20 protein-coding genes are annotated in these 25,614 nt (G+C 53.3%); 8 read left to right on the plus strand and 12 right to left on the minus strand.

What is annotated here, in order from left to right; all coding sequences use genetic code 11:
- Positions 1 to 75 precede the first annotated feature (75 nt).
- On the plus strand, positions 76 to 612 hold the full coding sequence (locus GSQ62_RS19315) for a YceI family protein (protein ID WP_161891019.1): 537 nt from the start codon (positions 76 to 78) through the stop codon (positions 610 to 612).
- Between the two features lie 264 nt (positions 613 to 876).
- Here GSQ62_RS19315 and GSQ62_RS19320 read toward each other — a convergent pair whose 3' ends face one another.
- The 4 genes from GSQ62_RS19320 to GSQ62_RS19335 form a co-directional block, all read right to left on the minus strand.
- Entirely contained in the window at positions 877 to 1,128 is a 252-nt protein-coding gene (locus GSQ62_RS19320) for a hypothetical protein (protein ID WP_161891020.1), read from the minus strand.
- Positions 1,129 to 1,350: 222 nt separating this feature from the next.
- Positions 1,351 to 2,436, minus strand: a complete 1,086-nt coding sequence (locus tag GSQ62_RS19325; protein WP_161891021.1) for an ABC transporter permease — start codon at positions 2,434 to 2,436, stop codon at positions 1,351 to 1,353.
- Positions 2,433 to 3,506, minus strand: coding sequence for an ABC transporter permease (locus tag GSQ62_RS19330; RefSeq protein WP_161891022.1), 1,074 nt, complete (start codon positions 3,504 to 3,506; stop codon positions 2,433 to 2,435). Before GSQ62_RS19330 ends, GSQ62_RS19325 begins: the two co-directional genes overlap by 4 nt.
- A 9-nt stretch (positions 3,507 to 3,515) precedes the next feature.
- Entirely contained in the window at positions 3,516 to 5,234 is a 1,719-nt protein-coding gene (locus tag GSQ62_RS19335; RefSeq protein WP_237586832.1) for an ABC transporter substrate-binding protein, read from the minus strand.
- Between the two features lie 568 nt (positions 5,235 to 5,802).
- Here GSQ62_RS19335 and GSQ62_RS19340 point away from each other — a divergent pair.
- The 3 genes from GSQ62_RS19340 (at position 5,803) to GSQ62_RS19350 (ending at position 10,312) form a co-directional block, all read left to right on the plus strand.
- A complete protein-coding gene (locus GSQ62_RS19340) occupies positions 5,803 to 7,290 on the plus strand; it encodes a hypothetical protein (RefSeq protein ID WP_161891023.1) in 1,488 nt (495 codons plus the stop codon).
- A gap of 695 nt (positions 7,291 to 7,985) precedes the next feature.
- Positions 7,986 to 8,801 (plus strand): hypothetical protein, encoded by an 816-nt coding sequence (locus GSQ62_RS19345; RefSeq protein WP_161891024.1) that lies wholly within the window; start codon positions 7,986 to 7,988, stop codon positions 8,799 to 8,801.
- A gap of 179 nt (positions 8,802 to 8,980) precedes the next feature.
- On the plus strand, positions 8,981 to 10,312 hold the full coding sequence (locus GSQ62_RS19350; RefSeq protein WP_161891025.1) for an MFS transporter: 1,332 nt from the start codon (positions 8,981 to 8,983) through the stop codon (positions 10,310 to 10,312).
- A gap of 101 nt (positions 10,313 to 10,413) precedes the next feature.
- On the opposite strand, the gene GSQ62_RS19355 is transcribed toward GSQ62_RS19350, so the two are convergent.
- A complete protein-coding gene (locus GSQ62_RS19355; RefSeq protein ID WP_161891026.1) occupies positions 10,414 to 12,078 on the minus strand; it encodes an amidohydrolase in 1,665 nt (554 codons plus the stop codon).
- Between the two features lie 10 nt (positions 12,079 to 12,088).
- Positions 12,089 to 12,862 carry an AMP nucleosidase gene (locus GSQ62_RS19360; protein WP_161891027.1) on the minus strand — a complete coding sequence of 258 codons (774 nt, stop codon included), beginning with the start codon at positions 12,860 to 12,862 and terminating at the stop codon, positions 12,089 to 12,091.
- An 84-nt stretch (positions 12,863 to 12,946) separates the two neighbouring features.
- Here GSQ62_RS19360 and GSQ62_RS19365 point away from each other — a divergent pair, with 84 nt between their 5' ends.
- Positions 12,947 to 13,396 (plus strand): type I restriction enzyme HsdR N-terminal domain-containing protein, encoded by a 450-nt coding sequence (locus GSQ62_RS19365; RefSeq protein ID WP_161891028.1) that lies wholly within the window; start codon positions 12,947 to 12,949, stop codon positions 13,394 to 13,396.
- Between the two features lie 236 nt (positions 13,397 to 13,632).
- Here the strand turns inward: GSQ62_RS19365 and GSQ62_RS19370 are convergent, their stop codons facing one another.
- From GSQ62_RS19370 to GSQ62_RS19380, 3 genes are all read right to left on the minus strand, one after another.
- Entirely contained in the window at positions 13,633 to 15,504 is a 1,872-nt protein-coding gene (locus GSQ62_RS19370; protein WP_161891029.1) for an LTA synthase family protein, read from the minus strand.
- 128 nt (positions 15,505 to 15,632) lie between these two features.
- Positions 15,633 to 16,745 (minus strand): alanine dehydrogenase, encoded by a 1,113-nt coding sequence (gene ald, locus GSQ62_RS19375; protein WP_161891030.1) that lies wholly within the window; start codon positions 16,743 to 16,745, stop codon positions 15,633 to 15,635.
- A 240-nt stretch (positions 16,746 to 16,985) separates the two neighbouring features.
- Entirely contained in the window at positions 16,986 to 17,696 is a 711-nt protein-coding gene (locus tag GSQ62_RS19380) for a DUF1573 domain-containing protein (RefSeq protein WP_237586838.1), read from the minus strand.
- Between the two features lie 245 nt (positions 17,697 to 17,941).
- Here GSQ62_RS19380 and GSQ62_RS19385 point away from each other — a divergent pair, with 245 nt between their 5' ends.
- Positions 17,942 to 20,353 carry an alpha-ketoacid dehydrogenase subunit alpha/beta gene (locus GSQ62_RS19385; protein ID WP_161891032.1) on the plus strand — a complete coding sequence of 804 codons (2,412 nt, stop codon included), beginning with the start codon at positions 17,942 to 17,944 and terminating at the stop codon, positions 20,351 to 20,353.
- A 91-nt stretch (positions 20,354 to 20,444) separates the two neighbouring features.
- Here GSQ62_RS19385 and GSQ62_RS19390 read toward each other — a convergent pair whose 3' ends face one another.
- Positions 20,445 to 20,999 (minus strand): hypothetical protein, encoded by a 555-nt coding sequence (locus GSQ62_RS19390; protein WP_161891033.1) that lies wholly within the window; start codon positions 20,997 to 20,999, stop codon positions 20,445 to 20,447.
- Between the two features lie 68 nt (positions 21,000 to 21,067).
- Here GSQ62_RS19390 and GSQ62_RS19395 point away from each other — a divergent pair, with 68 nt between their 5' ends.
- A complete protein-coding gene (locus tag GSQ62_RS19395; RefSeq protein ID WP_161891034.1) occupies positions 21,068 to 22,063 on the plus strand; it encodes a long-chain fatty acid--CoA ligase in 996 nt (331 codons plus the stop codon).
- A gap of 35 nt (positions 22,064 to 22,098) precedes the next feature.
- Entirely contained in the window at positions 22,099 to 23,022 is a 924-nt protein-coding gene (locus GSQ62_RS19400) for a M90 family metallopeptidase (RefSeq protein WP_161891035.1), read from the plus strand.
- Positions 23,023 to 23,184: 162 nt separating this feature from the next.
- On the opposite strand, the gene GSQ62_RS19405 is transcribed toward GSQ62_RS19400, so the two are convergent.
- Positions 23,185 to 24,300: an aminotransferase class I/II-fold pyridoxal phosphate-dependent enzyme gene (locus GSQ62_RS19405; RefSeq protein WP_161891036.1), complete on the minus strand. Its 1,116-nt coding sequence runs from the start codon at positions 24,298 to 24,300 to the stop codon at positions 23,185 to 23,187.
- A 308-nt stretch (positions 24,301 to 24,608) separates the two neighbouring features.
- Positions 24,609 to 25,589, minus strand: coding sequence for an L-histidine N(alpha)-methyltransferase (egtD, locus tag GSQ62_RS19410; protein ID WP_237586839.1), 981 nt, complete (start codon positions 25,587 to 25,589; stop codon positions 24,609 to 24,611).
- Positions 25,590 to 25,614: the final 25 nt, after the last annotated feature.

The raw sequence follows: 25,614 nt of genomic DNA on the forward strand, positions 1-25,614 counted from the left end.
ATATACATTAAATGTTTGTACATTTGTATCACGATACAGAGGAAAATTACATAAGAACTATAAACAGAAACAGATATGGCAAATGTAAAATGGGCAGTAGACCCGACACACAGCGAAGTACAGTTTAAAGTAAAGCACCTGATGATCACAACCGTGACAGGCTACTTTAACACTTTTAACGTAGAGGCTGAAAGCGAGGACGATCAGTTTAACGGCGCGCACAACATTGTGTTTACCGCCGATGTGAACTCCATCAGCACCAACAACGAGCAGCGCGACACGCACCTGAAGTCACCCGACTTCTTCGACGCCGCCCAACACGATGAGATCCGCTTCGTAGGCAACAGGTATGAGAACACCGGCGGCAACGATTTTAAACTGCATGGCGACCTGACCATCCGGGACACAACCAAGCCGGTAACAGTGAATGTGGAGTTCGGAGGAATTGTGGTAGACCCTTACGGACAGACAAAAGCAGGCTTCACCGTGAATGGCAAGATCAGCCGCAAGGATTTTGGCCTGACCTGGAACGCTGTAACCGAGGCGGGCAGTGTAGTGGTAAGCGACGATATTAAAATACAGGCTGAGATCCAGTTAGTAAAGCAGGCATAAGCAAGCGCATGTAAAAACCGGCAGGCAGTTTTAAGAAGCTGCCTGCCGGTTTTTGCATTTATATATAGAGTAGCGGGAGAGGAATCACAGCAACGCCATTATAACGAGCCAGCCCACGGCCTGAACTACTGCTCTCATAAAAAAACAACAGCCCTGTAGGGGGGACTACAGGGCTAGTTGCCTAATCTAAACACAAACAACCAACAAATTCTTATTTACTAAAACAGACCAGTTTTTATACCTTAAGCTATATATAGATTCTGATTAATATCGTATAAAGGGAACAGTGAGGCTGATAGAATGGTAGCTATCGGCCAGGCCAACAAAGTAATCCCCAATGAATATCCCGGCCCCTTTGTTGACAGCGCTGGCTACTTCCACATGATGTACCATATGTCCATCAATGGTGGCATATCCCACAGGTTCTTCCTCCTGCATATCCGCCTTGAGCAGCGCAATTGCTGAAAGGCATTCGTCTGCTGTGTACTGAGTAGGTTTGGTGAAAGTAATACTCATGTGCCGTTAGGTCTTATGGTTTTAGGACGTAACAATTTTACAGAAGTCTGCTCTCAGAGAACAGGAATATTAATGCAGCCAGGTAACACTGAAAACGGCATTCATTTCATAGAAACATGAGGGGGTATGTGTAGCTGATGTTATGGGAAAGTCTTGTTTACGATTGCCAAGGGGCGATATGAAATGAAAATTGGAATATGGAAAATGCCAAAAAGTAACATCTTAGTGCCTGCTTTTTTCATGAAATATTTTCGACAAATAGTGACTACAGGTATAAAGCGCCAGGATTGTCAGCGTCAAAAGTCCCCCCGGGAAGACTAACAGCCACCAGGCGGCCATGTTAGACCGTATCTCAGCTATCATTCTGCCCCAACTGACGAGCGTAGCAGGAACCCCTATATTCAGAAACGACAAAGTAGACTCCAGCGCGAGCAGCCCTCCTAAGCCAAACGTGAACGCGACAAGCACCGGGCCCAGCAGGTTGGGCAGCGCCTGTCGCCAGATAAGTTGCCGTGTGTTCAGCCCGATGCTGCGGGCGGCCTCAAAGTAAGGCAAATGCCTGACACGCATCATTTCGGCCCGGGCCAGCCGCGCGATGCCCGTCCAGGCCGTCAGGCTGATGATGAAACAAAGCGCCAGCACAGAGGGGGGCATAAGGGAGGCGAGCACCAGGATGAGGACGAAGTGTGGAATGGTGGCCATCGCCTCCGTCAGCCGCAGCACCAGCTGATCTACAGGCACAGCCACCTGGTAACGCAAAGACGCTATATAGCGGTGCAGCAAACGCAAAACAGCAGAAAGTAACACAAGCCCCACAGCCCCCAGCACAAAGCTACCTATATATGTCGGCGTACTGAATTTCAGGCGAACGCCCTGCGCTGGCAGGTACAGCCAGTAATATCCTACGAAAGGCAACCCCAGCAAACACAGCAACAGGTTTTTCCGGCTGGTCCGGAATCCTGTGTCCCCGTAAAACCCGGCGCCCGTGCCCAGCGCCAGCCCTATCAGCATGGCCAGCGCCATAACCGGGATACTGATATAAAAGGCCGTGCGCGCACCATACAGCATATTCACCAGCACATCCCGCCCCAGCCCATCGGTGCCCAGAAAATGCGAATCAGCTGCACCTGAGTTTCCGAAAGGCGGCTGGTATATATGCGTCAGGTCGAGATCGTTCGGCCCGTAGGGGAGCGGGAGCAAGGGCAGCACCAGCACCAGCAAAAGGAGCAAGCCCAGGTAGGTGGCGGCCACACGGAAAAAGAAATATTCTTTCCAGAGCCCTTTTATATCTCGCCAGGCCCGATTCATATAAGCTGTTGCCTGGTGCGGGGGTCGGCACGCGCATATGCCAGGTCCGCCAGCAGGTAAGCGACAACCCTGAAAACAGCTATCATCAGCACAATACCCGTCAGCACGGGGTAGTCGCGCGACAGCACCGCGTCGATGAGCAGGCGGCCGATGCCCGGCACCGCGAAGACTGTTTCAACGATCAGGGTGCCAGTGACCAAGGCTGGTATAAAATCAGAGACAATCGTGATAATGGGCAGCAGTGAATTGGGGAGCGCGTGCCGCCGGATGACGGTTTGCCCATCCAGTCCTTTTGCCCGGGCGGTGCGGATATAATCAGCCCGCAGCGCGGTGCTGACGGAGTCATACATTTGGCTTGTCAGATAGGGGAGGTTGAAGAGCACGAGGCTGAGCATGGGCAGCGCCATAAAATAGGTCCATTGCACCAACTCCTCCCAAAGGCTCAACTCCTGCGGGATATAGTACCCCATGCCGAAAACCGGGAACAGTTGCAGGAAGCTCGGGTTGGCAAGCAAGACCAGCAGCAGCAGGGCCAGCACGAAGGGAGGGATGCTGTCGATGACGAACAGGAGTGGCAAAAGAAATTTGCGGAGCCTGCCGCCCCGTTTCCCGGCCATCCGGATGCTTAACTCCAGCGCCAGGAAGAAGGTGACAAGCATGCTGCAGGCGAGGAGCCAGAAGGTGTTGCCCACTGCCTCCAGCATAACTTTCATAACCGGCTGGCTACTTTTGTAAGACCTGCCCAGGTCTCCCTGCAGTACCCCAAGCAGCCACCGATGGTACTGGTTCCGGCTGCCATGCCAGCGCAGCTTGGGAACCAGCGGTTCGGTGGCCGGGGCCACCGAGAAATAAAACAGGGGCAGGTCCTGGCCAGTCCGCTTTCTATAATCCTGGTAAGCCGCCTGGCGATCCGCTGCCGTGCCTTTGCTGTAGTAGCCGCCGCTGTTTTGCAGGATACGCTCAGACCCGAACGTGCCCGGCAGCAGCCTGCTCAGCAGGAACACGATGGTAGCCAGCGCCCAAAGTGCGGGTAATGCCTGTAAAAGCCGCTTCAGCAGGTAGGTGCCCATCGCAGGATGCTACTTTTTGAGGGTGAAGGCGCTCACATCGTAGTTTGGCTTCAGGCCGGAGACCTTGACGTTGCCAAACCGCCGGTGTACCGCCAGTCGGTCCTTCAGGTAATAGAGCGAGAGGAAAGCCGCCTCCTCATAAAGGATTTCCTGCAGCCGCTTCAGAAGATTTGCTTTTTCCGTGGGCGTGTCAGCCTGGTTGATGGCGTGCAGCACGCTATCGCTCTCTGGGGTGCCGAACCCGGTGACGTTCATGCCTCCCTGGCCAGCATAACTGGTATGGAACAGGGGCTGGAAGTTGAGCACGAAAGGATTGCCGGACAGGGAGCGGAAGAACACCTCGTATTCGTGCGTCCGCAGTTTCTGGCTCAGCAGGCTGCTTTCCACGGCCTGCACCTGTACGGGGATGCCTGCCGCTGCCGCCCCCCGCTGAAAAACGATGGCCGCTTTTTCGTAGTTGTTGCTGCCCGCCCGGTAGTTTACCTCCACCGTCAGTTGCTTCCTTTTGCCGTTGATGTTCCGGAACCAGCCATCCTGCTCTTTTTCCCAGCCTGCGGCCTTCAGCAATTCTGAGGCTCTCTTAGGGTTAAAGGAATAAGGTTTGAGGCTTTGGTTGTAATATTCTTCAACAGTGGGCGGCACCGGGCCGACGGTGGGTGTGGCGTAGTTCTGCTGAGAAACCTGTATGATGCTTTTCACATCCAGAAGGTGGGCGATGGCCTGGCGGGTGCGCCTGTCTGAGAATTTAGGGAGGCGGGCGTTGATGCCGGCATATATAAACTCGTAGGCATTCGGAGCATACAGGGCATAGTCTTCCAGAAAATCCTTGTCCTGCCGTAGCCTGTCGAACTCCGTGGCCTCGATATTCTCCAGCACGTCCAGCTGCCTGTTCTTCAGGGCCAGCAGTGCCGTGGTGTTGTCCGGTATGATCTGAAAGCTGATGCGCTCCGGGTTTGCCGTCAGGTGGGGCGCGTGGGTGAGTCTGCTTCCCCACCAGTCGCTTTTCCGCTTCAGCGTCAGGTATTTGCCGGTTTCCCATTTCTCGAGCAGGTAGCCGGCGCTGCCTTGCAGCATGCCGGGGCTGTGCCCATACTCCGGCGAGTTGAAGCGGGAGGCAAAGGCCTTCAGGCCAGGATTGTTTTCAAGCTCGGAAAGGCTTCCGGTCAATGCCGCCACCTCAAGAGGTTGCAGCAGTGCTTCAGGGTCAAACAGATACGCAGGAAGAATAAAGAAGTCGCCTGTCAGCAACTCCATCTCCGGGCTGTACCCGGCGCATACGAAGGTGAAGCGCCGGGAGTCGGAGGGGTCCATCCTGATATCCTGGATAAACTGTACCTGGGGCTTCAGAAACTCGTTGTTGAGCAACGGGGCTTTTAAAACCTTCAGGGTAAAGGCAACATCTTCCGCTGTTACAGGTGCCCCGTTCGGCCAGGTTGCTTCCTCCCTGATCTGGTACGTGAACAGCGTCACTGAGTCCAGCCGTTCTATCTGTGGCATGGCGGCCGCCAGGAAGGGCTTGATCTTGTTGTCTGCCAGGTCTGCGCTAAGCAGGCTCTGAAACAGCAGGTTCAGTATCTGTAGCGCCCCCGCATCGCTGTAGCTCACGGGGCTAAGGGTTTCCGGTTCCATCGCCAGGCGCACCCGCACCTCTTCCGGCGCCCGCACGGGCTGGCTGCAACTCGAAAGTATCAGTAATGCACTTAGTACTAATAACCTGAAATTTCTCATTAAACTTCCCTTTGGTAAAATTCTATACATAAGGGCAAGTTATGAAAAAGTATAGAACTTGGCTCTGCCTATTCTATACCGCCATTTGTCCAAGTAGAAGTACCACCAAGCACAGTAACGGTCTGAGTCGCTGTAGTTGTTGAACTCGTTGTTTTAGGTGCAGTTGTGCCAGGGTACGCAGTGCCAATGCTGATCAAAACGGATATGATAAGTGCTACCATAGTTGTGTAGAGTTTTTGAGTTAAATATTTAAACAAAGGTGGAGTAGTTTAAAAAGTTTAAAAAGGAATGTTTTGTCAAGAAGGTAACTATATTTATCCCAATTTAAATTTGCTTTAATATCATACAGGCACTATTTATATGATAATTTTACACTTATTGCTTTAGAATATATATTTTAATATATTTAAAAGTAATATTAGTGTGTAACACAACTTATACAAATATTTAAAAGCTGTTTGAGTATATAAAACAATATGTTGGCTGAAAAGTAACATTATATTATTAATTATAATATTGCATCATTTCATTTGCTTGCCATTCGGTGGCTTACTATCCACGACTTTGTATGGAAGAACTTTATAAAATAGCTAAGTTAGTAACAAAAAGTGTAAACCTCAGTTTGGTGTTACCCATTGCAAATAGCCGATATGGCAAGGAAGACGCTCTTTATGATGGGATCAAAAAAGGTATTTACTCCTCTGATGAGGATGCTGCCCGAAGTTTATATAATTCCAGCCCCAATGATGTGCGGTACAAAATGCTAAAGCACAGGCTAAAGAAAAAGCTATTGAACAACCTGCTTTTTCTTGACTATAGTAAATTAGGCTCCAAAGGCTACTTTGTAAAAGATCAAGCTTGTCTTCTGATGCTCCAGCAGGCATATATATTAAAATTAAATTATGAGTTTGATGTTGTCTTGTCATTAGTAAGCAAGATCCTGACAATTGCAGAAGAGTATGATTTTACAAATCACAAAGTAGCAGCCCTTGAACTTTCAGTAGCTTGCTATTCAGAAAAGGGACAACTAAAGCAATTTAATAAGACACTCACCGACTTTGAAATGGCTTTAAAGAAGCGCAATCTTGAATTTAGGGCTATCAATATGTTTCAGAGTGTAAGTGTGAACTTAAAGAAGTCTGTAACCGCAAGAAAGCGGCTATTACCTAATATACCTGGTATGCTAAGGACTCTGGAAGAACTTTGGCACGAAGCCAAAACCTTTGCAACTTTTGAAGCATATTACAAGACATCCATTTCCTATTATGAGCTAACTGGAAGTTTTGATAAAATTGTTGAAATGACAGTCAACGCTGGAAAGTGGGTTGAAGAGGGCATAATTAATCCTCTGCGATTTGAGTCTAACTATAATAAGTTTATTATAGTTTATGCTCATCTCAGAAATAAGGACTATGCAAATGGCTTAGTTTATGCTGAAAAGTTTTCTATGGCCTTCAAAGAAGGCTTTTTGAATTGGTTTGCTTATATGGAAAACTATTTCTTGCTTTCTATGCATTCTAATCAACTTTCTTTGTCTGAGATTCTCCTTCATAAGGTATTTACCAATAGCTCTTTCCATAAAATCTCTAATACTGCCAAAGAAAGATGGAGTTTATACCAGATGTATTATAGGGTACTAAGTTTAAACTCCCATACCTCCAAAGAAGTATTCATAAACCCATATAATCTGTCTCTTCCAGAGTATAGTAAAGACAAGTTGGGTTTTAACGTGGCGATACTAATCCTACAATTTATATACTTTTTGCAGAAAGAGGATTCTGAGGCACTGCTCTACCGGATAGAAAGCTTAAAAAAATATATCCTGACGCACCTGAAAGACACCTTTAGCCTGAGAAGCAAAACCTTTTTAAGACTCTTAATCCTGACTGTTACCGAAGACTTTAATGTAGACGCTTGTCGTAGTAAAGGGAAGAAATTATATCTGAAGCTTATAGATACCCCAACTCCGGGAGATGCTTATGCTGAGATCGAAATTGTACCCTACGAACACCTGTGGGAGCACATACTTTCTATCCTAGAGAAACAGGCAACTTGAAAACTTAACTATAGATGGATGAACTCATAAGGTTGGTGAACCTAATTGTGGAGAGAAGCCCAAAAACCTTTCCTCTTATTATTCAACAGGATGAAAGGAGCTTTGAGACAAAACTCTTTAATCTGATTAAGGAGGGGAGTGTATCAAGCGATGAAGATGCAGCGGTAGCGCTTTACGGCAAGAGGACCTTGTCAGCTAATTACCGGATGCTAAAATCAAGAGTGAGGAAAAAGCTGTTGAACCACCTCCATTTTATCGAGTTACCGCCAAACAAGTTTAACATCAGCACTATTGAGAGATATAAAATCAATTCTGTGCTTTTAGAGGCACATGGGTTGATGATAGCTAATGAATATAAGTTGGCAGATAAGTTACTAACGCAAGCTGTAGCATTCGCAAAAGCAAATCACTTGACTTCGTGTATTGTAGGAGCATTAGAGTATAAGTTGACTATTCATTCTACCGTCATTAATAAAAAAGCTTATAACGAAGTAGAACATGAGTTGCAACAATACTATAAGATAGAGTCTCAGGAAAAGGCAGCATTAAATATCTTTCATCATGCTATCATAGAGTTAAGTTTAAGTATAAATAACCGTGTTGATTACATGCCTAGTATGCCCAAGGTGCTGAACGATATGCATGGGCTCTGGCTTTCTTCAAGGTCGCCTCTTGTTTATGGTAAATACCATATTTTGAACATTCAATATTTAGAGCTGCAAGGCGACTTCAGGGCTATTGCGGATACAGTAGCGCAGGCTGAAGATTTGCTGAAGCGGGGGGAATTGCCGCCGAACTGGTTTAACCACAAGTATAACGCCTTCATCCGTGTTTACGCACTTCTCAGGACCCAGCAATACGAAGAGGGCCTTTCGCGCGCGGCGGCGTACCTGCAGCTGTTTGAGCCCAAGACGGTGAACTGGTTTGCATTCATGGAGAATTACCTGCTGCTTGCGCTGCACGCGCAGCGCTACGCGCAGGCGGGGGAGCTGCTTCAGAAGGTGCTGCGCAACCGTTTCTTCCACCAGATACAGCAGCCAGCCAGGGAGAGGTGGGAGCTCTACCGGAGACACCTCGTTTTGGTGAACAACGTGCTCCCTGAGCGGCTGCGCTCCGAGCTGCCCCGGAACATGTTCAGCGAGCTGATAAACCTGCCAAAAGACAAGGCGGGCTTCAACCTGTCGCTGCTCGTGCTGGACGTCATCAAGAGCTTTGCCAATAAGAACATCGACGACTATGAGCCGCAGGCCGAGCGCATACGCAAGTACATCATGAAATATATGCGTGGGGAGAAAGCGGAGCGGCCGAGGCTTTTCCTGCGGCTGTTGCTGCTGGCTGTCAGGCATGAACTCGATTTTGCCCGGACCAGCAAGGCTGCCAGCAACCTCGCCGCGAAGCTGAGCCAGGCAGACCCTCCCGGTGATGCCTTCGCCGAGGTGGAGATTGTGCCTTACGAGAATCTGTGGGAGGCTGTCCTGATTATACTGAAACGCCGGGCGCTACCGCAGTAAGTCTGTTTTTCTCAAGGCGGCGGCTGCGACGCGACTTATGGCAAGTACCCGAACAAAATGAAGCTGCGCAGTTACAGGGTGAATCTCATTTCCTGAATGATGGGCAGCGCATCAGGTGCATTACAAAATGTCTTGTGCCAGGATACCTCTTACGTGCGTTCTTTTACTTATTTTACGAGATGCAAAAGAACAACCCTACGGTAACCAATGCATGGTGTGTGTATGACTGGGCGAACTCGGTATACTCCCTGGTTATCATCTCCACCATATTTCCCATATACTTTAGCGCTGTCTCCAAACACCCGGAAACAGCCTCTACCGTCGTCAGCTTTTTTGGCTTCGAATTGCAGAGCTCTGTGCTTTTTTCGTATGCGGTATCGGGCTCTTTCCTCATTATCGTGGCACTGAACCCTTTCCTGACCGCCATTGCCGATTACAGCGGGCGAAAGAAATTGTTTATGCAGTTGTTCTGCTACCTGGGGTCCCTTTCCTGCGCCAGCCTCTTCTTCTTTACAAGAGAAACCTTCTCCGTCTCGGTCGTTTTATTTATGCTGGCCTCCATTGGCTTTAGCGGCAGTATCGTGTTCTACAATTCCTACCTGCCCGAAATCGCTACGGAGGACCAGTATGACCGGCTGAGCGCCCGGGGTTTTGCCATGGGATATATAGGCAGCGTGCTCCTGCTGATCTTTAACCTGGCCATGATACTGCAGCCAGCCTGGTTTGGCATCGCGGCTGATAACACCAGCCTGCCACCCCGCATCGCTTTCCTGACGACCGGAATCTGGTGGTTCGGGTTTGCGCAGTATTCGTTTTACCATCTGCCTGGCAACCTATATGCCCGCAGGCCCCAGGGCAGCTGGATTCTGAACGGCGTGAAGGAACTGCGGAAAGTGCTGCAGCAGGTAAAAGGGCTGCAGTTGCTCAAACGCTTCCTGCTGGCCTACTTTTTCTATAACATGGGCGTGCAGACGGTGATGTATGTGGCTACTATTTTCGGGATAGAAGAGCTGCAGCTACCCAGTGAGGCGCTTATCGTCACCATCCTAATTATTCAGCTTGTTGCCATTGCCGGTGCCTATGGCTTTGCCTCCCTTTCCAGCAGGTACGGCAACATAAAGGCGCTCATCATAGCCGTCATCATCTGGATTGGAATTTGTGTGGCTGCCTACTTTACAACCACTGCCCTCCAGTTTTATATGTTGGCTGCCGTCGTTGGCTCTGTTATGGGAGGCATTCAATCCCTTTCCCGCTCCACTTACTCCAAGTTGATTCCGGCCACTACCACCGACCATGCTTCCTACTTCAGCTTTTACGACGTGACAGAGAAAATCTCGATCATGCTCGGCACGCTGGCCTATGGGGCCATCGCGCAGGTAACCGGCTCCATGCGCTACAGCATTCTGGCCCTCATTGTGTTTTTTGGGCTGGGGCTGCTGTTCCTGCTGCTGGTGCGCGGGAAAAAGTCGCTGGAGGCACAGCCGGAGAGTGTCCAAACCGTTACTGGCTGATGTAATTGTATGGTATTTATATATAACGGGTTGGGCCTATATAACAGAGGCGGCCGCTGCAGGATATATGCAGCGGCCGCCTCTGTTATATAGCTCAAAACTTACCGCTTTCTATATACTTGTTTTCCGTTGATGTAGGTGTATAGCACCTGAACGCTGCGCATCTCGGATGGGGCTATATGCATCAGGTCTTTGTCTACGATGATGAAATCTGCGAATTTTCCGGCTTCAATGCTGCCTTTTTCATTTTCCTCGAAGTTGGATTTCGCTGCCCAGATGGTCATGCCGCGCAGCGCTTCCTCCCGGCTCAGGGCGTTCTCCATCTGAAACCCTCCTTCCGGATAGTTCTTGGCGTCCTGACGGGCTACCGCCGCATGAAACGTGTAGAACGGGTTGATGTCCTCTACCGGGAAATCGCTGCCGAGGGGTATATAGCCGTTCTGGTCCAGCAGCTCCTTGAACGGGTAAGCATGGCTGAGCCGCTCTTCTCCCAGCCTGTCGCCGGCCCAGTACATATCAGAGGTGGCATGCGTGGGCTGCACCGAAGGAATGATGCTGTATTTCCCGAACTTGTCCAGGTCATCAGGGTGCACGATCTGGGCATGCTCGATGCGCCAGCGCTTGTCGTTCTGGCCGCCCAGCACGCTGCCATATATGTCCAGCAGCAGGCGGTTGGCCGAGTCGCCGATGGCGTGCGTGTTCATCTGGAACCCGTGTTCGTACAGCAGCCTGGCGATGTCCCGGAACTCCTGCTCAGAGGCCAGCAGAAAGCCGTAGTGGCCCGCCTGGTCGTGGTAGGGCTCCAGCAGATTGGCGCCCCTCGAGCCAAGCGCCCCGTCGGCATATACCTTGAACGAGCGCACGTTCAGCCGCTCGGTTTTATATAGACCGCGTTTGAAGAAGTGATCCGTATTTTCCTGCGTGGGGTTCAGCATGGCATATATGCGCATCTGCAGCTCGCCCTGCTGCTGCATGGCGTCTATCAGGTCCACGGTTGATTTGTCCAGACCGGCATCGGCCACGGTCGTCAGGCCAACGGCAAAGCAGTTGGCTTCCGCCAGTTTGAGCGCCTGCCGTTTTTCAGCCTCGTCCGCCTCCGGAATTTTGGATGTCACCAGGTCCACGGCATTGTCAATCAGAATACCCGTCACGCGGCCATTCTTCACCTCCACCAGGCCACCAACCATTTTTGTCTGAGGGGTGATTCCCGCCAGGTCTAAGGCTTTTTGGTTTGCCAGCGCGGCGTGCCCGTCTATGCGCGTGATGACAACGGGGATGTTGGGGAAAAGCTGGTCGAGGGTGTCTTTGGACGGGAACTCTTTCACAACCCAATCGTTCTGGTCCCAGCCGCGGCCCGTCAGCCAGTCAGCGTCGGGGTACTTTTCGCGCTGCGCCACCAGCTTTTGCACTACTTCCGCGAACGACGCTGTACCTACCAGATCCGCAGACTGCAGGCCGAGGCCGTAGCGGTAAAAGTGGGCGTGGGCATCTATCAGTCCGGGGTATATGGCTTTGCCTTCGGCGTCCAGTTCTGCTGCGGCGGCATATTTGCGGCGTATGCCCGTTGTGGTGCCCACTTCTAAAACCCTCCCGTCTTTTACAGCAAATGCCTCTGCCTTGCCGAAGCTGTCATTCACCGTATATACCGTTCCGTTGTAGACCACCAGGTCGGCTTGCTGCACGCCCTGGTTGGTGCCGGAGCAGGCGCTCAGGAAGGTGCCGCCCACAAAAAGGGCTGCGGCAAGGGTGCGTAAGGTTTTAGTCATGAAATCAGGTTTACTCAAAGCGCATGTGTTTCACAGACTCACCGGAGTTTATCAGCTCCAGCAGGGAGTCGATGCCGATGCTGAGGTGTTTCTCCACATAGGATGCCGTCACCAGCTTGTCGCTCTCCGATGTCTTCACGCCCTCCGGAATCATCGGGTTGTCCGACACCAGCAGCAGCGCCCCGTGCGGAATCTCGTTGATGAAGCCGACAGTGAAGATGGTGGCCGTTTCCATATCCACGCCCATGGCCCGGATCTGCCGCAGGTATTCTTTGAACTCCTCGTCGTGCTCCCACACGCGGCGGTTGGTGGTGTACACGGTGCCGGTCCAGTAATCCATCTCATGCTTTTTGATCATGGACGACACCGCCCGCTGCAGCCGGAAGGAGGGCAAAGCAGGAATTTCGGGGGGCATATAATCGTCGGAGGTGCCCTCGCCGCGGATGGCGGCAATCGGGAGAATCAGGTCTCCGATCTGGGTTTTCTTTTTCAGGCCGCCGCACTTGCCCAGAAAGAGGGCCGCCTTCGGTTTGATGGCCGACAGCAGGTCCATCACGGTGGCCGCCATGGCGCTTCCCATCCCGAAGTTGACGATGGTGATGTTGTTGGCGGTGGCGGTCTGCATCGGCTTGTCCAGCCCGTTCAGCTCCACGCCGAAGCGGTCGGCAAACATGCGCACATAGTTTATAAAGTTGGTCAGCAGAATGTACTCCCCGAACTCCTCCAGCGGCACCCCGGTGTAGCGGGGCAGCCAGTCGCTTACTATTTCTCCTTTGGTTTTCATACGCTATATAGGTTGATACAAAAAATCCGCCGTCGTAGCTGTCACTACTGGGGCGGAGCTCCGTGGAAATGGCTAAATTGCAGGATGGATGCCTTGAATCTGCCACCATTCGAATACAAAATTACGAAATCCGGCGCTAATAACCTGATTTTTGATATAATCCGCCGAAAATACGTGGTGCTCACGCCCGAGGAGTGGGTGCGGCAGCATGTGGTGCATTACCTGATCAATTCGCTCGCTTACCCGAAAAGCCTGCTCAGCTTGGAGCGGGGCGCAGACTACAACAAACTGCAGAAACGCTCTGATTTGTGCGTCTACAACACAACCGGAAAGCCGCACCTGCTGGTGGAATGCAAGGCAGCCCATATCCCCATTACGCAGGAGGTGGTAAAGCAGGTCTCCATATATAACCAGACGCTCCAGGCACCTTACCTCGTTATCACCAACGGCCTGCAGCATTACTGTTGGCAGGTCGATTTCGAAACAAGGCAGTTCCTGCCGTTGCAGGAGATACCGGCTTGTAATTTTGGATAAGTGATTGAGTGAATTTTGGATAACTGAATTTTGAATGACTGGATACTAAATAGCTGAATTTGGAAAGCAATGATGATTGAGTCCTCTCAGTTAATGTATATATAAGGTCTGCAAACGCTTCCGGATATATAATATGGAGGAGGTAGCGTCAATCGCCATTCTGCCCATTAATATGAGTACTTATATGAACCGACGCAACAGGAATATAAATATCACTTCATTCAAGATTCACTCAATCACTCATTATAAAAATACAGCTTGTTCTGTGTCATGCCGTTCCGGAAGTACTGGACGTAGGCCTTCAGTTGCTGCGCGGCGGCGGGGGAGGGAGGGGCGGGCGCCATGTCAGGGAAGGTGTAAAACTGCACTTGGTCGTCCGGGGTGAGTTTCGCCACCTGCTCCTGCTGCACCAGGTAATACGCATTGCCGTTATAGAGCAGCGCCCGGCCTGCAGTGGTGTCCAGCACCGACTGGCCGAAAGGCAGCACTTCTTTTGTCGGGATGTTCAGGTAATCGATGACGGTTGGCAAAATATCCGCGTGCTGCGTTACCTGCTCCGGGTTGATGTCCCTAAAATTGCGAACGGGGTGGAAGAGGAGTAGCGGGACGCGGTAAGGGCCTAACTCATTTTGATACGCTGGGTCAACGCTTTTCTGTGTGTGGTCGGCCGTGAGAATGAACAGCGTGTTGCGGTACCAGGGCTGTAGGGAGGCTGTTTCAAAGAACCTGCGCAGTGCATAATCCGCGTAGCCCAGCGACTCATGGATCTCAAGTTCGCCCTTCGGGAATCTGCCCCTGTAATTTGCGGGCACAGTATAGGGCTGGTGCGAGCTCAGCGTGAAAACAGTGGCCAGGAAAGGCTGCTGGAACGTGTTCAACTCCTGCGCCACATACTGCATATATGGTTCGTCGAAAATGCCCCACTGGCCGTCGAAGTCAGTCTCCAGCAGTTCCGTAGGGTATTCATTCAGCCCATAATAGGCCTGCATGCCCGCCGCCATCGAAAAATTATTGAAGCCCATCGAGCCGTTTGCCGCCCCATGAAACATGGCCGTTCGGTAGCCGTGCCGTTGCAGGATACTGCCCAGGCCACTGTAGCGGTTCGCCTGGTACGGGGAGGTGATGAAGGGCTGCTCCATCAGAGAGGGAATGCCCGCCAGGATAGAAGGCAGCGCCTCAATGGATTTGCGTCCGTTGGCAAAAGCGTTTTGAAACAGCACCCCCTGCGTGGCCAGCGAGTCGAAGAAAGGGGTATAGCCTTGGCCGCCGTTCAGCGCTCCTATATACTCTGCCGCAAAGCTCTCCAGGATGATGATGACCACATTCTCCTTTTTTATCTCCCCATCGGGGTTTATATATAGCCCGGGATTGTAGGGCAGCGCAGCCACCAATGCGGCATCCGAACCAAAATAATGCTTCTCTTCCAGCTTTGCCTTGCCAATGCCTTTGATGAACGTGAAGGGGCTGTTCAGGGTGAGGTGGCCGAGCGAGGCCGGGTCCAGCACAAAGGCATGGCTCGCCCGCAGGGGCTTCAACTGCAGGCCTCCCCGGATGCCCAGCACCGCTAAAGCGGCCACCAGCAGCAGGCGCAGGCTGCGCAGCCATACAGGGGTGGAGGGGTGGGCAGGAGTGGCCGGCGCCTGGGGATATAGCTTCAGCAGGGCCAGCAGCAGCAGCAGAAAGCCGAGCACGAGGTACCAGTAGTAACCCGCCAACTGCCCGATTTGCTCCGCCACGTCCCCGCCGATGGAAAACAGCTCACTGCCGGAGCGCCGCCCGATGAACTTGAAAAACTCCATGTCAGCGATGGCCAGGGCGATGAAGGGAGCGTTAGACACAAAAAACACCCACTTCAGTGCCTGCTGGTACCGCGGGTGAAGCGTATTGCCCACAGGCAGCAGCGAGAGCAGAATGAACAGACTGTTGAGGATAAGGAGCGCCGACACATCGTAACGGAGCCCATGCGCGAAGGCAAGCAACGTCTGGATTGCGCCTGCTTCCGCAAATGTGCTGTAATTAAAAAGATAGAAAACGACGCGCAGCACCATATACAGGGCCATGAGCAGACCCAGGCGGCGCAGCAGCAATCTGAAGGGCGTATCGAACATTCTCTGTGCTATATGCTGTGGTGAAGGGGAAAAGAAGGCCTCGACTTTCAGTTATATATAGTGTAAAAGTAAGGGCGCCCTTCCGACAAAGTCAAAAAGGCGCCCTTATATATTGCCTTCAGGCGAGCTTAAAGCACCTGCTCCGCCGGTACAAACTCCAGTCCAAACGCTTCTGCCACACCCTGGTATACCACCTTGCCCTGTACCACATTCAGGCCTTTCAGCAGCTCAGCGCTGTCGGCGCAGGCTTTCTTCCAGCCTTTGTTGGCCAGCTGGATGGCATAGGGCAGGGTGGCATTGGTCAGTGCCAGTGTAGAGGTGTAAGGCACCGCGCCCGGCATGTTGGCCACGCAGTAATGCACTACGTCATCGATGATGTAAGTCGGGTTCTCATGCGTTGTCGGCTTGCAGGTTTCGATACAGCCGCCCTGGTCCACGGCCACGTCTACCACCACAGTGCCTGGGCGCATCTCCTTCAGCATGTCGCGCGTGATGAGGTGCGGCGCACGGGCGCCTGGTATCAGCACCGCCCCGATGATCAGGTCGTGGGTGGAGAGCAGCTCGCGGATGTTGTACTCATACGACATGAAGGTGTTCACGTTGGCGGGCATGATGTCATCGAGGTAGCGCAGGCGCTGCAGGTTGTTGTCCATGATGGTGACGTCGGCCCCCATGCCTGCCGCCATCTTCGCCGCGTTAGTGCCTACCACGCCACCACCTAAAATGAGCACTTTGGCAGGCCGCACGCCCGGCACGCCGCCCAGGAGAATACCACGGCCGCCCATGGGCTTTTCGAGGTACTTAGCACCTTCCTGAATCGCCATGCGCCCGGCCACTTCCGACATGGGTATCAACAGTGGCAGGCTTCTGTCTGCCTTCTCCACGGTTTCGTAGGCCAGGCACACTGCCTTGCGGGCTATCATGGCGTGCGTCAGCGGCTCGTAGGAGGCAAAGTGAAAATACGTGAAGAGTAACTGGTCTTCTCTTATCAGGTTGTACTCCGACTCTATCGGCTCCTTCACCTTGATGATCATCTCGGCCTTGCCATAGACGTCCGCTATGCCCGGCAGGATGGTGGCGCCAGCCCTTGTGTAATCGTCATCTGTAAACCCGCTTCCAGCCCCGGCGGAAGACTGGACATAGAGGGTGTGGCCGTGGCGCACCAACTCAATCACACCGGCAGGGGTAAGGCCCACCCGGTTCTCATTATTCTTTATTTCCTTCGGAACACCGATTATCATATGGCTCGATCTACGTTTTTAAAAAAAGCAGCGCAAAGATACCACTTCTGCGACCAAATAAAATATCCGGACGGGCATGTGATGCAGGCAAGAGACCAGGGAGCGGGCACAGAATTAAGTGCAAAACAGCAGGAAGGAGGCCACATGGCCGGAGCGCCGTAAAATAAAAAAAGGCAGTGATAAAATCACTGCCATTAGTACAAAATAAAACTATGAAAAAAACTGTTCTTAAGGTGTCGGCTACTTGCCCTCCCTTAACTTATTTTGAGTTGCCTGTCGCTCTGTTACATCTGCCTTCAGCGTAAGCCGGAGCGCTGGCATGACGATATCATTTGAAAGAACCTTAACTTCCTCGCTTTGCTCATGCAACACCGCTGCGCTGTATCTTAGTTCCAAAAGTGCCGTCTGCCCTGGTTTTATTGCCGGCTCCGACACCCGGTACTGCACGCAGTTGCACGGGGACTTTATTCCCTGTATCACCAGCGGCCGCAGCCCTGTGTTTTTGATGCGGAACTTAGCTATTGCTTTTTGTCCTTTTTCAAGTTTTCCGAAATCGTAGCTGGTTCTGCCAACTGCCAAACGCGGCGACATTGCCTTTTGTTCCGGGGTGTAATAGGTTTTTAAATCCTTTGGCCCAACCTCTCCTTTTATGTACAAAACCTGTGTGGGCGCTGCCGCATCGGATACAACGGTAATCGACTTGTTAAAGAAGCCAGGCCGCCCGGTGCTGTTATAGATAGCAGATATCACGCCAGTTTTTCCGGGCAGGATAGGCTCTTTGGTCCAGGAGGGGGTGGTACAGCCGCACGAGGGGCGCACCTCCGATATAATTACAGGCTGATCGCCTACATTTTTGACGGTAAACTCGTAAGTAGCTTGTGTACCCTCGGCAATGACACCGAAGTCATGCGTTTCTTTCTCAAAGCTCAGTTGCCCCTGTGCGCTGGCCACGTGGGCCGCCAGGGCGAGGCAAAGCAGCAGCAAGAAATGAAGCCTTCTATTCATATACAGGAGAAGCAAATTTTTGGCAATTAAAGTTCTGTGGTGCGCAGGGCAAAACAAATATACAAATTTCTTTTATAAAGCAGCGGACAGCATTCGGGGCCAAACCTGCTCCGAATAGGCCCTGATTTGAAAATAGGGTTATTTTCTTTACTTTTGATGGGTAAAACACACACTGGCCTAACCGAGAAAACATGCAAACTGCTGAAGCATCTATCACTCAAAGACTAACAGCTGAAGAGATACTCAACGACTACCGGCTTGGGTGGGAGAGCAGGCAGGCCAGCCTCACCGGCCGCAAGGAGGTGTTTATGGGAAAGGCCAAATTCGGCATCTTCGGCGACGGGAAAGAGGTGGCGCAACTGGTGCTGGCGAAGTTTTTCCTCCCCGGCGACTTCCGCGCCGGCTATTACCGCGACCAGACCATGATGCTGGCGATGGGGGAGCTGACCCTGCAGCAGTATTTCGCCCAGCTATATGCCCACACTGACTTAGAGGCGGACCCGTCAACGGCGGGGCGCTCCATGAACGGCCACTTCGGCACCCGCTCCCTGGATGAGGAGGGCAACTGGAAGAACCTGATGGAAATAAAGAACTCCAGCGCCGACATCTCCCCGACGGCCGCCCAGATGCCACGCCTCCTGGGGCTGGCCTATGCTTCCAAGCTATACCGCCAGAACCCGGAGCTTCAGGGACTCAAGCAGTTCTCGGTGAACGGAAACGAGGTAGCCTTCGGCACCATCGGCAATGCCTCCACCTCCGAGGGCATGTTCTTCGAGGCCATCAACGCTGCGGGGGTGCTGCAGGTGCCGATGCTGGTTTCTGTCTGGGACGATGGCTACGGCATATCGGTGCCCTCCGAGCTACAGACCACCAAAGGCAGCATATCCGAGATTCTGTCCGGCTTTCAGCGCAACAGCGAGGAGGAGCAGGGTTATGAGATTTTCAGGGTGAAGGGCTGGGACTATATAGGCCTTTGCGAAACCTACGAGGCCGCTGTGCGCGTGTGCCGCGAGCAGCACGTGCCGGTGCTGGTACACGTGGAGGAAATGACGCAGCCGCAGGGCCACTCTACCTCCGGCTCGCATGAGCGGTACAAGCCGGAGGAGCGCCTGGCCTGGGAGACAGAGTACGACTGCCTGAAGAAAATGCGGGAGTGGATACTGGAAAACGGCATCGCCACGACCGAGCAGGTAGATCAAATAGAGGCGGAGGCGAAGGAAGCAGTGCGCACGGCGCGCGGGCTGGCCTGGAACGCCCTGCTGGGCTCCATTAAAAAAGACCACAACGAGGCCCTCCGGCTGCTCGACAACCTGGCCGCCGCTAGCGATACGCATGCCACTCAGCTGGCAAACATCGCCAGAGGCCTCAGCAAAATAGAGCCGCCCATCCGCAGCGACGCCGTAAGGGCGGTGCGCAAGGCTTTGCGCTACGTGCGCGGCGAGCGCAGCCAGGCCCGGCGCGAGCTTGTCGGATGGCTGGAGCAAACCATGGGCGAGAACGCCGACCGCTACAACTCCTACCTTTTCAGCCAGTCTGAGCAATCGGTGCTGCTGGTAGGGGAGGTGAAACCTGAATTTGATGAGAATTCCCCGTTGGTGGACGGCCGCGAGGTGCTGCAGGCCTGCTTCAACGCCATGCTTGCCCGCGATCCGCGCGTATTTGCCATCGGCGAGGACGTGGGTTATATAGGCGACGTGAACCAAGCTTTTGCCGGGTTGCAGGAAAAATACGGGGACCTGCGCGTGACCGACACCGGCATCCGCGAGTGTACGATTGTGGGGCAGGGGATTGGCGCCGCATTGCGTGGCCTGCGCCCTATCGCCGAGATACAGTACCTCGACTACCTGCTCTACGCCATCCAGATTATGTCTGATGACCTGGCCAGCCTGCAGTACCGCACCAAGGGCGGACAGAAGGCACCTGTCATCGTGCGCACGCGGGGCCACCGCCTGGAGGGCATTTGGCACTCCGGGTCCCCTATTGGCATGATTCTGAACAGCATCCGGGGCATACATGTGCTGGTGCCGCGCAACATGACGCAGGCAGCCGGTTTCTATAATGCCCTGCTGAAGGCAGACGAGCCTGCCTTGGTGATAGAGTGCCTGAACGGCTACCGTCTGAAAGAGCGCATACCCCGCAACATCGGGGAGTTCACGGTGCCGCTGGGGCAGCCTGAAATTCTTAAAGAAGGAACCGACATCACGGTGGTGACATATGGCTCGATGTGTCGCATTGTGATGGAGGCCGCCAAACAGCTGGAAGCGTTCGGCATAAAGGCGGAGGTGATTGACGTGCAGACGCTGCTGCCTTTCGACGTGGACCACACCATCACAGACTCCATCCGGAAGACGGGCCGCGTGCTGTTTGCGGATGAGGACGTGCCGGGCGGCGCCACCGCCTATATGATGCAGCAGGTCGTGGACGAGCAGGGCGCGTACCGCTGGCTCGACTCCAAACCCACCTGCCTCTCGGCGCACGCCCACCGCCCCGCCTACGGATCCGACGGCGATTATTTCTCAAAGCCTAACGTTGAGGATGTGTTTGAAGCCGTGTATGAGCTGATGCACGAGGCGGATCCAGAGGCCTATCCGCCCATCTACTGAGTAAAGCTACCCTATATAAAAATGCCCGGCAGTCTGCTAAACTACTACCGGGCATTTTTTATATAGGGGTTTATATACGCGGGTAAAATTGCTACTGCCCCTGGAACAGCACCACGTCGTTTGAATAAACCGAATTGCTCTTGTTCAGGGCGCGGTCATATATAAAAATCTCGAAGCGCACCGTGTCGCGCGGGTCGAAGATGTCGTTGGAGAAGTTGGTGAGCGTGTATTTTATCTCGCCTTCCAGCACCTCGTCCCTGTCGTCGCGGGCCAGGCGCGGGAAGCGACCGTTCAGGTTCAGGAACTCCGAGGCAAAGGGGTACGGCACATACGTATCGCCCCGCTTGACCTGCAGGTTCACGAAAAAGTTGTTGAAGTAGGGGGAACTCTGTTCGAAGGAGCCCTGAAAATCCGGATCAGACTCATCCAAGGGGGTTCTGCGGAGGCCCAGGTTGCCGTCTCCGTCCTGGAAATCCACCACCAGCACCAGAGAGTCGAACGTGATTCTGTTTTTGGTGTACGTATACTGGTCTACCCGGTCAAAGGTGATGGACGGTTCGTCCGGGTAATTGGGTTCCTCGCGGCAACCGCCCAACAGCAGGGCTATCACAAAAAGCGCGGCGCTGTACTTTAGCAGGTGTTTCATTCGGGTGTCAGAAAGTGAGGCTGAATTTACTTAAATTAACGCAGAGAATATAGGATTTGTTGTATTCTATGGATTTTAAAACAAACCACACCAGCCTGCTGCGGCAGGGCGCTCCGTTCGACTTCCAGGCCGCCGCTTTGGCGCTGTTCCGCTACCAGGCGCAGCACACGGCGGTGTACCGCTCATATATAAAGCACCTCGGGTTGCAGGCAGCGGATGTGCAGGCGCTGGAGCAAATACCTTTTCTGCCCATCGAGTTCTTCAAGGAGCAGGACGTGAAAACCGGTGATTTCACCCCGGAAATCACCTTTTACAGCAGCGGCACCACGGGACAGGCCCGCAGCCGCCACTTTGTGGCTGATCTGAAGCTATATCATGCTATCACAGAAAGGACTTTTGAGCACTTCTACGGCCCTTTGCAGGAGTATGTGGTGCTGGCGCTGCTGCCCTCCTACCTCGAGCAGGGCGGCTCTTCGCTGGTGGCCATGGTCGATCATTTCATCCAGAAAACAGGGCAGCAGGAGGAGGGCTTTCACCTGCGCGACCATAACAAGTTGTTGCAGGCGCTGCGACAGGCGCGGCGGCGGGGGAAAAAGGTGCTGCTGATCGGGGTTTCGTATGCCCTGCTTGACCTGGCGGAGGAACTGAAAGGGCAGGAGGATTTCAGCGGCGTGACCGTGATGGAGACGGGCGGCATGAAAGGCCGCCGCCGCGAGATGATACGGGAGGAACTGCACGCGCACCTAAAGAAAGGCTTTGGCGTGGAGGCCATTCACTCCGAGTACGGGATGACGGAACTGCTCTCGCAGGGCTACTCCAAAGGCGAGGGCATTTTCCGGCCCGGCTACAGCATGCGGCTCCTGCTCCGCGACCTCAACGACCCGTTTGACCTCAGCCCCCACCACCGCTCCGGCGGCATCAACGTCATTGATCTGGGCAACGTAGCTTCCTGTGCCTTTATCGAGACAAAGGATATTGGACGAATGCAGGAGGATGGCAGCTTCGAAGTTTTGGGCCGTTTCGACAATTCGGATATCAGGGGATGCAATTTACTCGTTGTCTGAGCATCTTTCCGGTCCTTGGCGCGTTTAAGTGAGGCATGGGATACATCGTGTTTTTTGCACTGGTAACAGGCATTAGCCTGCTTTTTTATAGTTGGGCCACCCGCAAAACGCGTCGGCGCAGAAAAGTGCTGGCGCAGGAGTTCCCACCGGAGTGGCGCAGGATTCTGACTGACCGGGTGGGCTTTTACCACACCCTGAAGACGGAGGAAGACAAAAGGCGCTTCGAGAAGATGCTGCAGCTTTTCCTGTCGGAGAAGCGGATAACGGGCATCGACGTGGTGGTGGACGATGTGACGAAGGTCCTGGTGGCGTCCAGCGCCATCATTCCCATCTTCGGCTTCCGCGACTGGGAATACCAGAACCTGGGGGAGGTGCTGGTGTTTCCCGGGAGCATCAAGCGGTACAAAGACGAAAAAAGCGAGGCGGTGTCGGAGGTGCTGGGCCGCGTGAATCCTTTCCAGAACGACCATTACGTCACGCTCTCCAAGCCTGCCCTGGAGCGCGGTTTCAACGATATGGCTGACCGCAAGAATGTCGGCATCCACGAGTTTGCCCATATGCTGGACCAGGCCGACGGCGAGATAGACGGCACTCCCGCCGCTTACCTTCCCGAAGAACTTATTCAGCCGTGGCAGGAGCTGATGTACCGCAAAATCCAGAAAATAAAGCAGGGCGATTCGGATATCGACAGCTACGGCGCCACCAGCGAGGCCGAGTTTTTTGCCGTGGTGACGGAGTACTTCTTCGAAAAGCCGGATCAACTGGCCGAGAACCACCCGAAGCTATATGAGTTGCTGACCAAAATCTTTCACCAGAAGAATATCAAACGCCGCTTCCGCATCAACTTCCGGCAACTGCTGAGCCCATATGGCAAACGCGTGGGCCGCAACGAGCCCTGCCCCTGCGGGAGCGGTGAGAAGTACAAGAACTGCTGCCTGTTGAAGAAGGCGGCTGCCTGAGGGTGGGCAGATACTTGGTCAGACGCTCGCAGGAGCTGCGCACGCTGCGAGGTCTTCTGCTTCAGTTAACGGAATTCTATATAAGTAAATGCTGCACCCATATATAAAGCACATCAGCATATAAAGCACATCAGCGTATCCCTTACAATCAACAATCAACAATCAACAATCAACAATCAACAATCCCAGCGCCTGCTTCAGCCGCTGCATAGCCTCCCGCAGCTTTGGTGTTTCGATGGCGAAGGACATGCGGGCGTGGCCGGGCGCACCGAAGTAATCGCCGGGAGCGAGTTCTATGCCGTGGCTTTCGCGGAGGTAGCGGCAGAGGTCAACCGAAGTAGGAAGAGTGTCGCCTGCCGGGGTGCGGCGGTGGAGGTAATAGCTGAAGTCGGGGAAGAAATAATAGGCGCCGTCGGGCAGATAACACTTTACTTCCGGTATCGCGTCCAGCCCCTGCTGCATAATCTGCCTGTTCTGTGTCAACACCTCCAGCATCTCCGGCAGCACCTGCTCCGCCTGCACAAGGGCCGCCTGGGCGGCCTCCTGCAGAAAAACGCTGACTCCGGCCAGCGTGCTCGCCTGGAAGTCCACGCATTTTTGAATCACCTCCTCCGGCCCCAATATATAGCCGAGCCGCCAACCCGACATGGCGAAGGACTTGGAAAAGCCGTTTATCAGGACGCTTCTTTCTGCTTTTGCCCCCTGGCAGGAAAGGAGAGAAGTAAAAGCCCCACCGTAAGTAACACGGTCATATATTTCATCGGACAGGATATATAGATTCGGAAAATCATGTGTCACCTCCAGCAGCGCCTCCAGCTCGACTTTGGTGTAAAGGCGGCCGGTGGGGTTGCCGGGGTTTGTCAGTAGAAGTATACGGCTGCGCTCGTTCAGGGTCTTGCGGAGCGCTTCGGGCGTTAGGGCATATCCTTCCGACAGCTTCGTTTCGAGGGGCACCAGCTGGCCTTTGCTGTACTTCATCAGCTCACGGAACCCAAACCAGGCGGGTGTAGGCACCACCACCTCGTCTCCCTGGCACAGCAAGTTCGTGAACAGGTTGAAAAGCGCCTGCTTGCTGCCTGGCGTAATAAGTACCTGCTCCGGCCTGACCTGGAGCCCTGCTTTTATATATAAGTTGCAGATGGCCTGCCGCAGTTCCGGTATACCCTCGGTGGGACCGTAGAATGTTTTTCCCTCCTGCAGGGCAGAAATGGCGGCATCGGTGGCGGGGGCAGGGCTACGAAAATAGCTGCCCCCGGAGGCAAGAGAGATAAGATTCATATATGGCGGCGGTTGATAGATGCTGTTTTCAAAAATAGCTGGGCCGGAGATGAAAACAAAAAGACCCTGTTTGCAAACGTGCCTCTCGGTATGGTGCAAGTTTTAAACTTGTATCCTGAGATGGTATCGGGTTTGCAACCCGAACTTGCTGGCCTTTCCCGAGCGAATTCTCGGGGAGGCCCGGCAATATCAGGTCACAAGCGAGGAGGCTCTCGCCATATATAACCATATAAAATATCGCTCCATAAGTTATACCCCACACAGTAACTCGCGACTTAGGTTATAATAGGCCATATATAAAACGGCTTTCAGGTGACGGTGAACAGCACATCCGCGAAGCGGCAGGCCACGTCCTGAAACAACGTTTCGACTCGAAAGCCGCAGGCTTTACCCAGTTCCTCCACCTGCTGCATGGAGTATTTGTGGGAATTTTCGGTGTGGATGGCCTCCCAGGCATCGAAGTGGAAAGTGCGGCCAGTGTCGCGGATATATACCTCCTGCTCCTTCCGGCTGACAAGGAAGCTGCGCATTACGCCTTCCTGCGGGTTATATATAGGGTAGTGCTGAAACTGCGCTATATCAAACTCGCCGCCTAACTCGGCATTGATACGACGCAGCAGGTTCAGGTTAAACTCGGCCGTCACACCGGAAGTGTCATTGTAAGCGCTCAGGATGGTGTCCGGGTCCTTGCGCAGGTCCACGCCCAGCAGCAGCTTGTCGCCGGGGTTCAGGTAGCTGCAGATGGTTTTCAGGAAATTTCTGCCTTCATCCGGCTTAAAGTTGCCGATATTGGACCCCAGGAACAGTACCACCTTGCGCTCGGGCTTGTTTTCATGCAGCCATTCCAGCGCCGGAAAGTATTCGCCCACCACGGCCTGCACGCGCACAGCGGGCATTTCCTGTTGGAGACTGCTGCTGAGCTGGCGCATGGCGTCGCCGGATATATCCACGGGCACATAATCAAAAGAGCTTTGCTGCCGGTCCAGTTCCCGCAGCAGAATCTTGGTCTTCAGCGCATCGCCGGCGCCCAGGTCTATCAGGTGAAAAAAGCTGTCCTTCGCGAAGTGCCTGGCTATCTCCTGCCGGTTTTCCGTCAGCACCTTAAATTCGCAGCGGGTCAGGTAGTACTCCGGCAGGGCCATAATCTCCTGGAAAAGCCTGCTGCCCGCAGCATCGTAAAAATAGCGGGAGGGAAGTGTTTTCTGATGCTGGCTCAGGCCCTCCGCCACATCGCGGGCGAAGGTTTCGGTGTCGTTGCTGCCGTCAAGTTTGCGGCTCAGTTCTATCATTGGGGATTCTGTCGTGGTCGGTTCC

The sequence above is a fragment of the Pontibacter russatus genome, from assembly GCF_009931655.1.
Taxonomy (GTDB): domain Bacteria; phylum Bacteroidota; class Bacteroidia; order Cytophagales; family Hymenobacteraceae; genus Pontibacter; species Pontibacter russatus.

What these genes read in the sequence shown, in the direction of transcription:
- GSQ62_RS19315 (WP_161891019.1), top strand. Translation starts at nt 76, where the DNA reads ATGGCAAATGTAAAATGGGCAGTAGACCCGACACACAGCGAAGTACAG.
- GSQ62_RS19320 (WP_161891020.1), bottom strand. Translation starts at nt 1,128, where the DNA reads ATGAGTATTACTTTCACCAAACCTACTCAGTACACAGCAGACGAATGC.
- GSQ62_RS19325 (WP_161891021.1), bottom strand. Translation starts at nt 2,436, where the DNA reads ATGAATCGGGCCTGGCGAGATATAAAAGGGCTCTGGAAAGAATATTTC.
- GSQ62_RS19330 (WP_161891022.1), bottom strand. Translation starts at nt 3,506, where the DNA reads ATGGGCACCTACCTGCTGAAGCGGCTTTTACAGGCATTACCCGCACTT.
- GSQ62_RS19335 (WP_237586832.1), bottom strand. Translation starts at nt 5,234, where the DNA reads ATGAGAAATTTCAGGTTATTAGTACTAAGTGCATTACTGATACTTTCG.
- GSQ62_RS19340 (WP_161891023.1), top strand. Translation starts at nt 5,803, where the DNA reads ATGGAAGAACTTTATAAAATAGCTAAGTTAGTAACAAAAAGTGTAAAC.
- GSQ62_RS19350 (WP_161891025.1), top strand. Translation starts at nt 8,981, where the DNA reads ATGCAAAAGAACAACCCTACGGTAACCAATGCATGGTGTGTGTATGAC.
- GSQ62_RS19355 (WP_161891026.1), bottom strand. Translation starts at nt 12,078, where the DNA reads ATGACTAAAACCTTACGCACCCTTGCCGCAGCCCTTTTTGTGGGCGGC.
- GSQ62_RS19360 (WP_161891027.1), bottom strand. Translation starts at nt 12,862, where the DNA reads ATGAAAACCAAAGGAGAAATAGTAAGCGACTGGCTGCCCCGCTACACC.
- GSQ62_RS19365 (WP_161891028.1), top strand. Translation starts at nt 12,947, where the DNA reads ATGGATGCCTTGAATCTGCCACCATTCGAATACAAAATTACGAAATCC.
- GSQ62_RS19370 (WP_161891029.1), bottom strand. Translation starts at nt 15,504, where the DNA reads ATGTTCGATACGCCCTTCAGATTGCTGCTGCGCCGCCTGGGTCTGCTC.
- ald (WP_161891030.1), bottom strand. Translation starts at nt 16,745, where the DNA reads ATGATAATCGGTGTTCCGAAGGAAATAAAGAATAATGAGAACCGGGTG.
- GSQ62_RS19385 (WP_161891032.1), top strand. Translation starts at nt 17,942, where the DNA reads ATGCAAACTGCTGAAGCATCTATCACTCAAAGACTAACAGCTGAAGAG.
- GSQ62_RS19390 (WP_161891033.1), bottom strand. Translation starts at nt 20,999, where the DNA reads ATGAAACACCTGCTAAAGTACAGCGCCGCGCTTTTTGTGATAGCCCTG.
- GSQ62_RS19395 (WP_161891034.1), top strand. Translation starts at nt 21,068, where the DNA reads ATGGATTTTAAAACAAACCACACCAGCCTGCTGCGGCAGGGCGCTCCG.
- GSQ62_RS19400 (WP_161891035.1), top strand. Translation starts at nt 22,099, where the DNA reads ATGGGATACATCGTGTTTTTTGCACTGGTAACAGGCATTAGCCTGCTT.
- GSQ62_RS19405 (WP_161891036.1), bottom strand. Translation starts at nt 24,300, where the DNA reads ATGAATCTTATCTCTCTTGCCTCCGGGGGCAGCTATTTTCGTAGCCCT.
- egtD (WP_237586839.1), bottom strand. Translation starts at nt 25,589, where the DNA reads ATGATAGAACTGAGCCGCAAACTTGACGGCAGCAACGACACCGAAACC.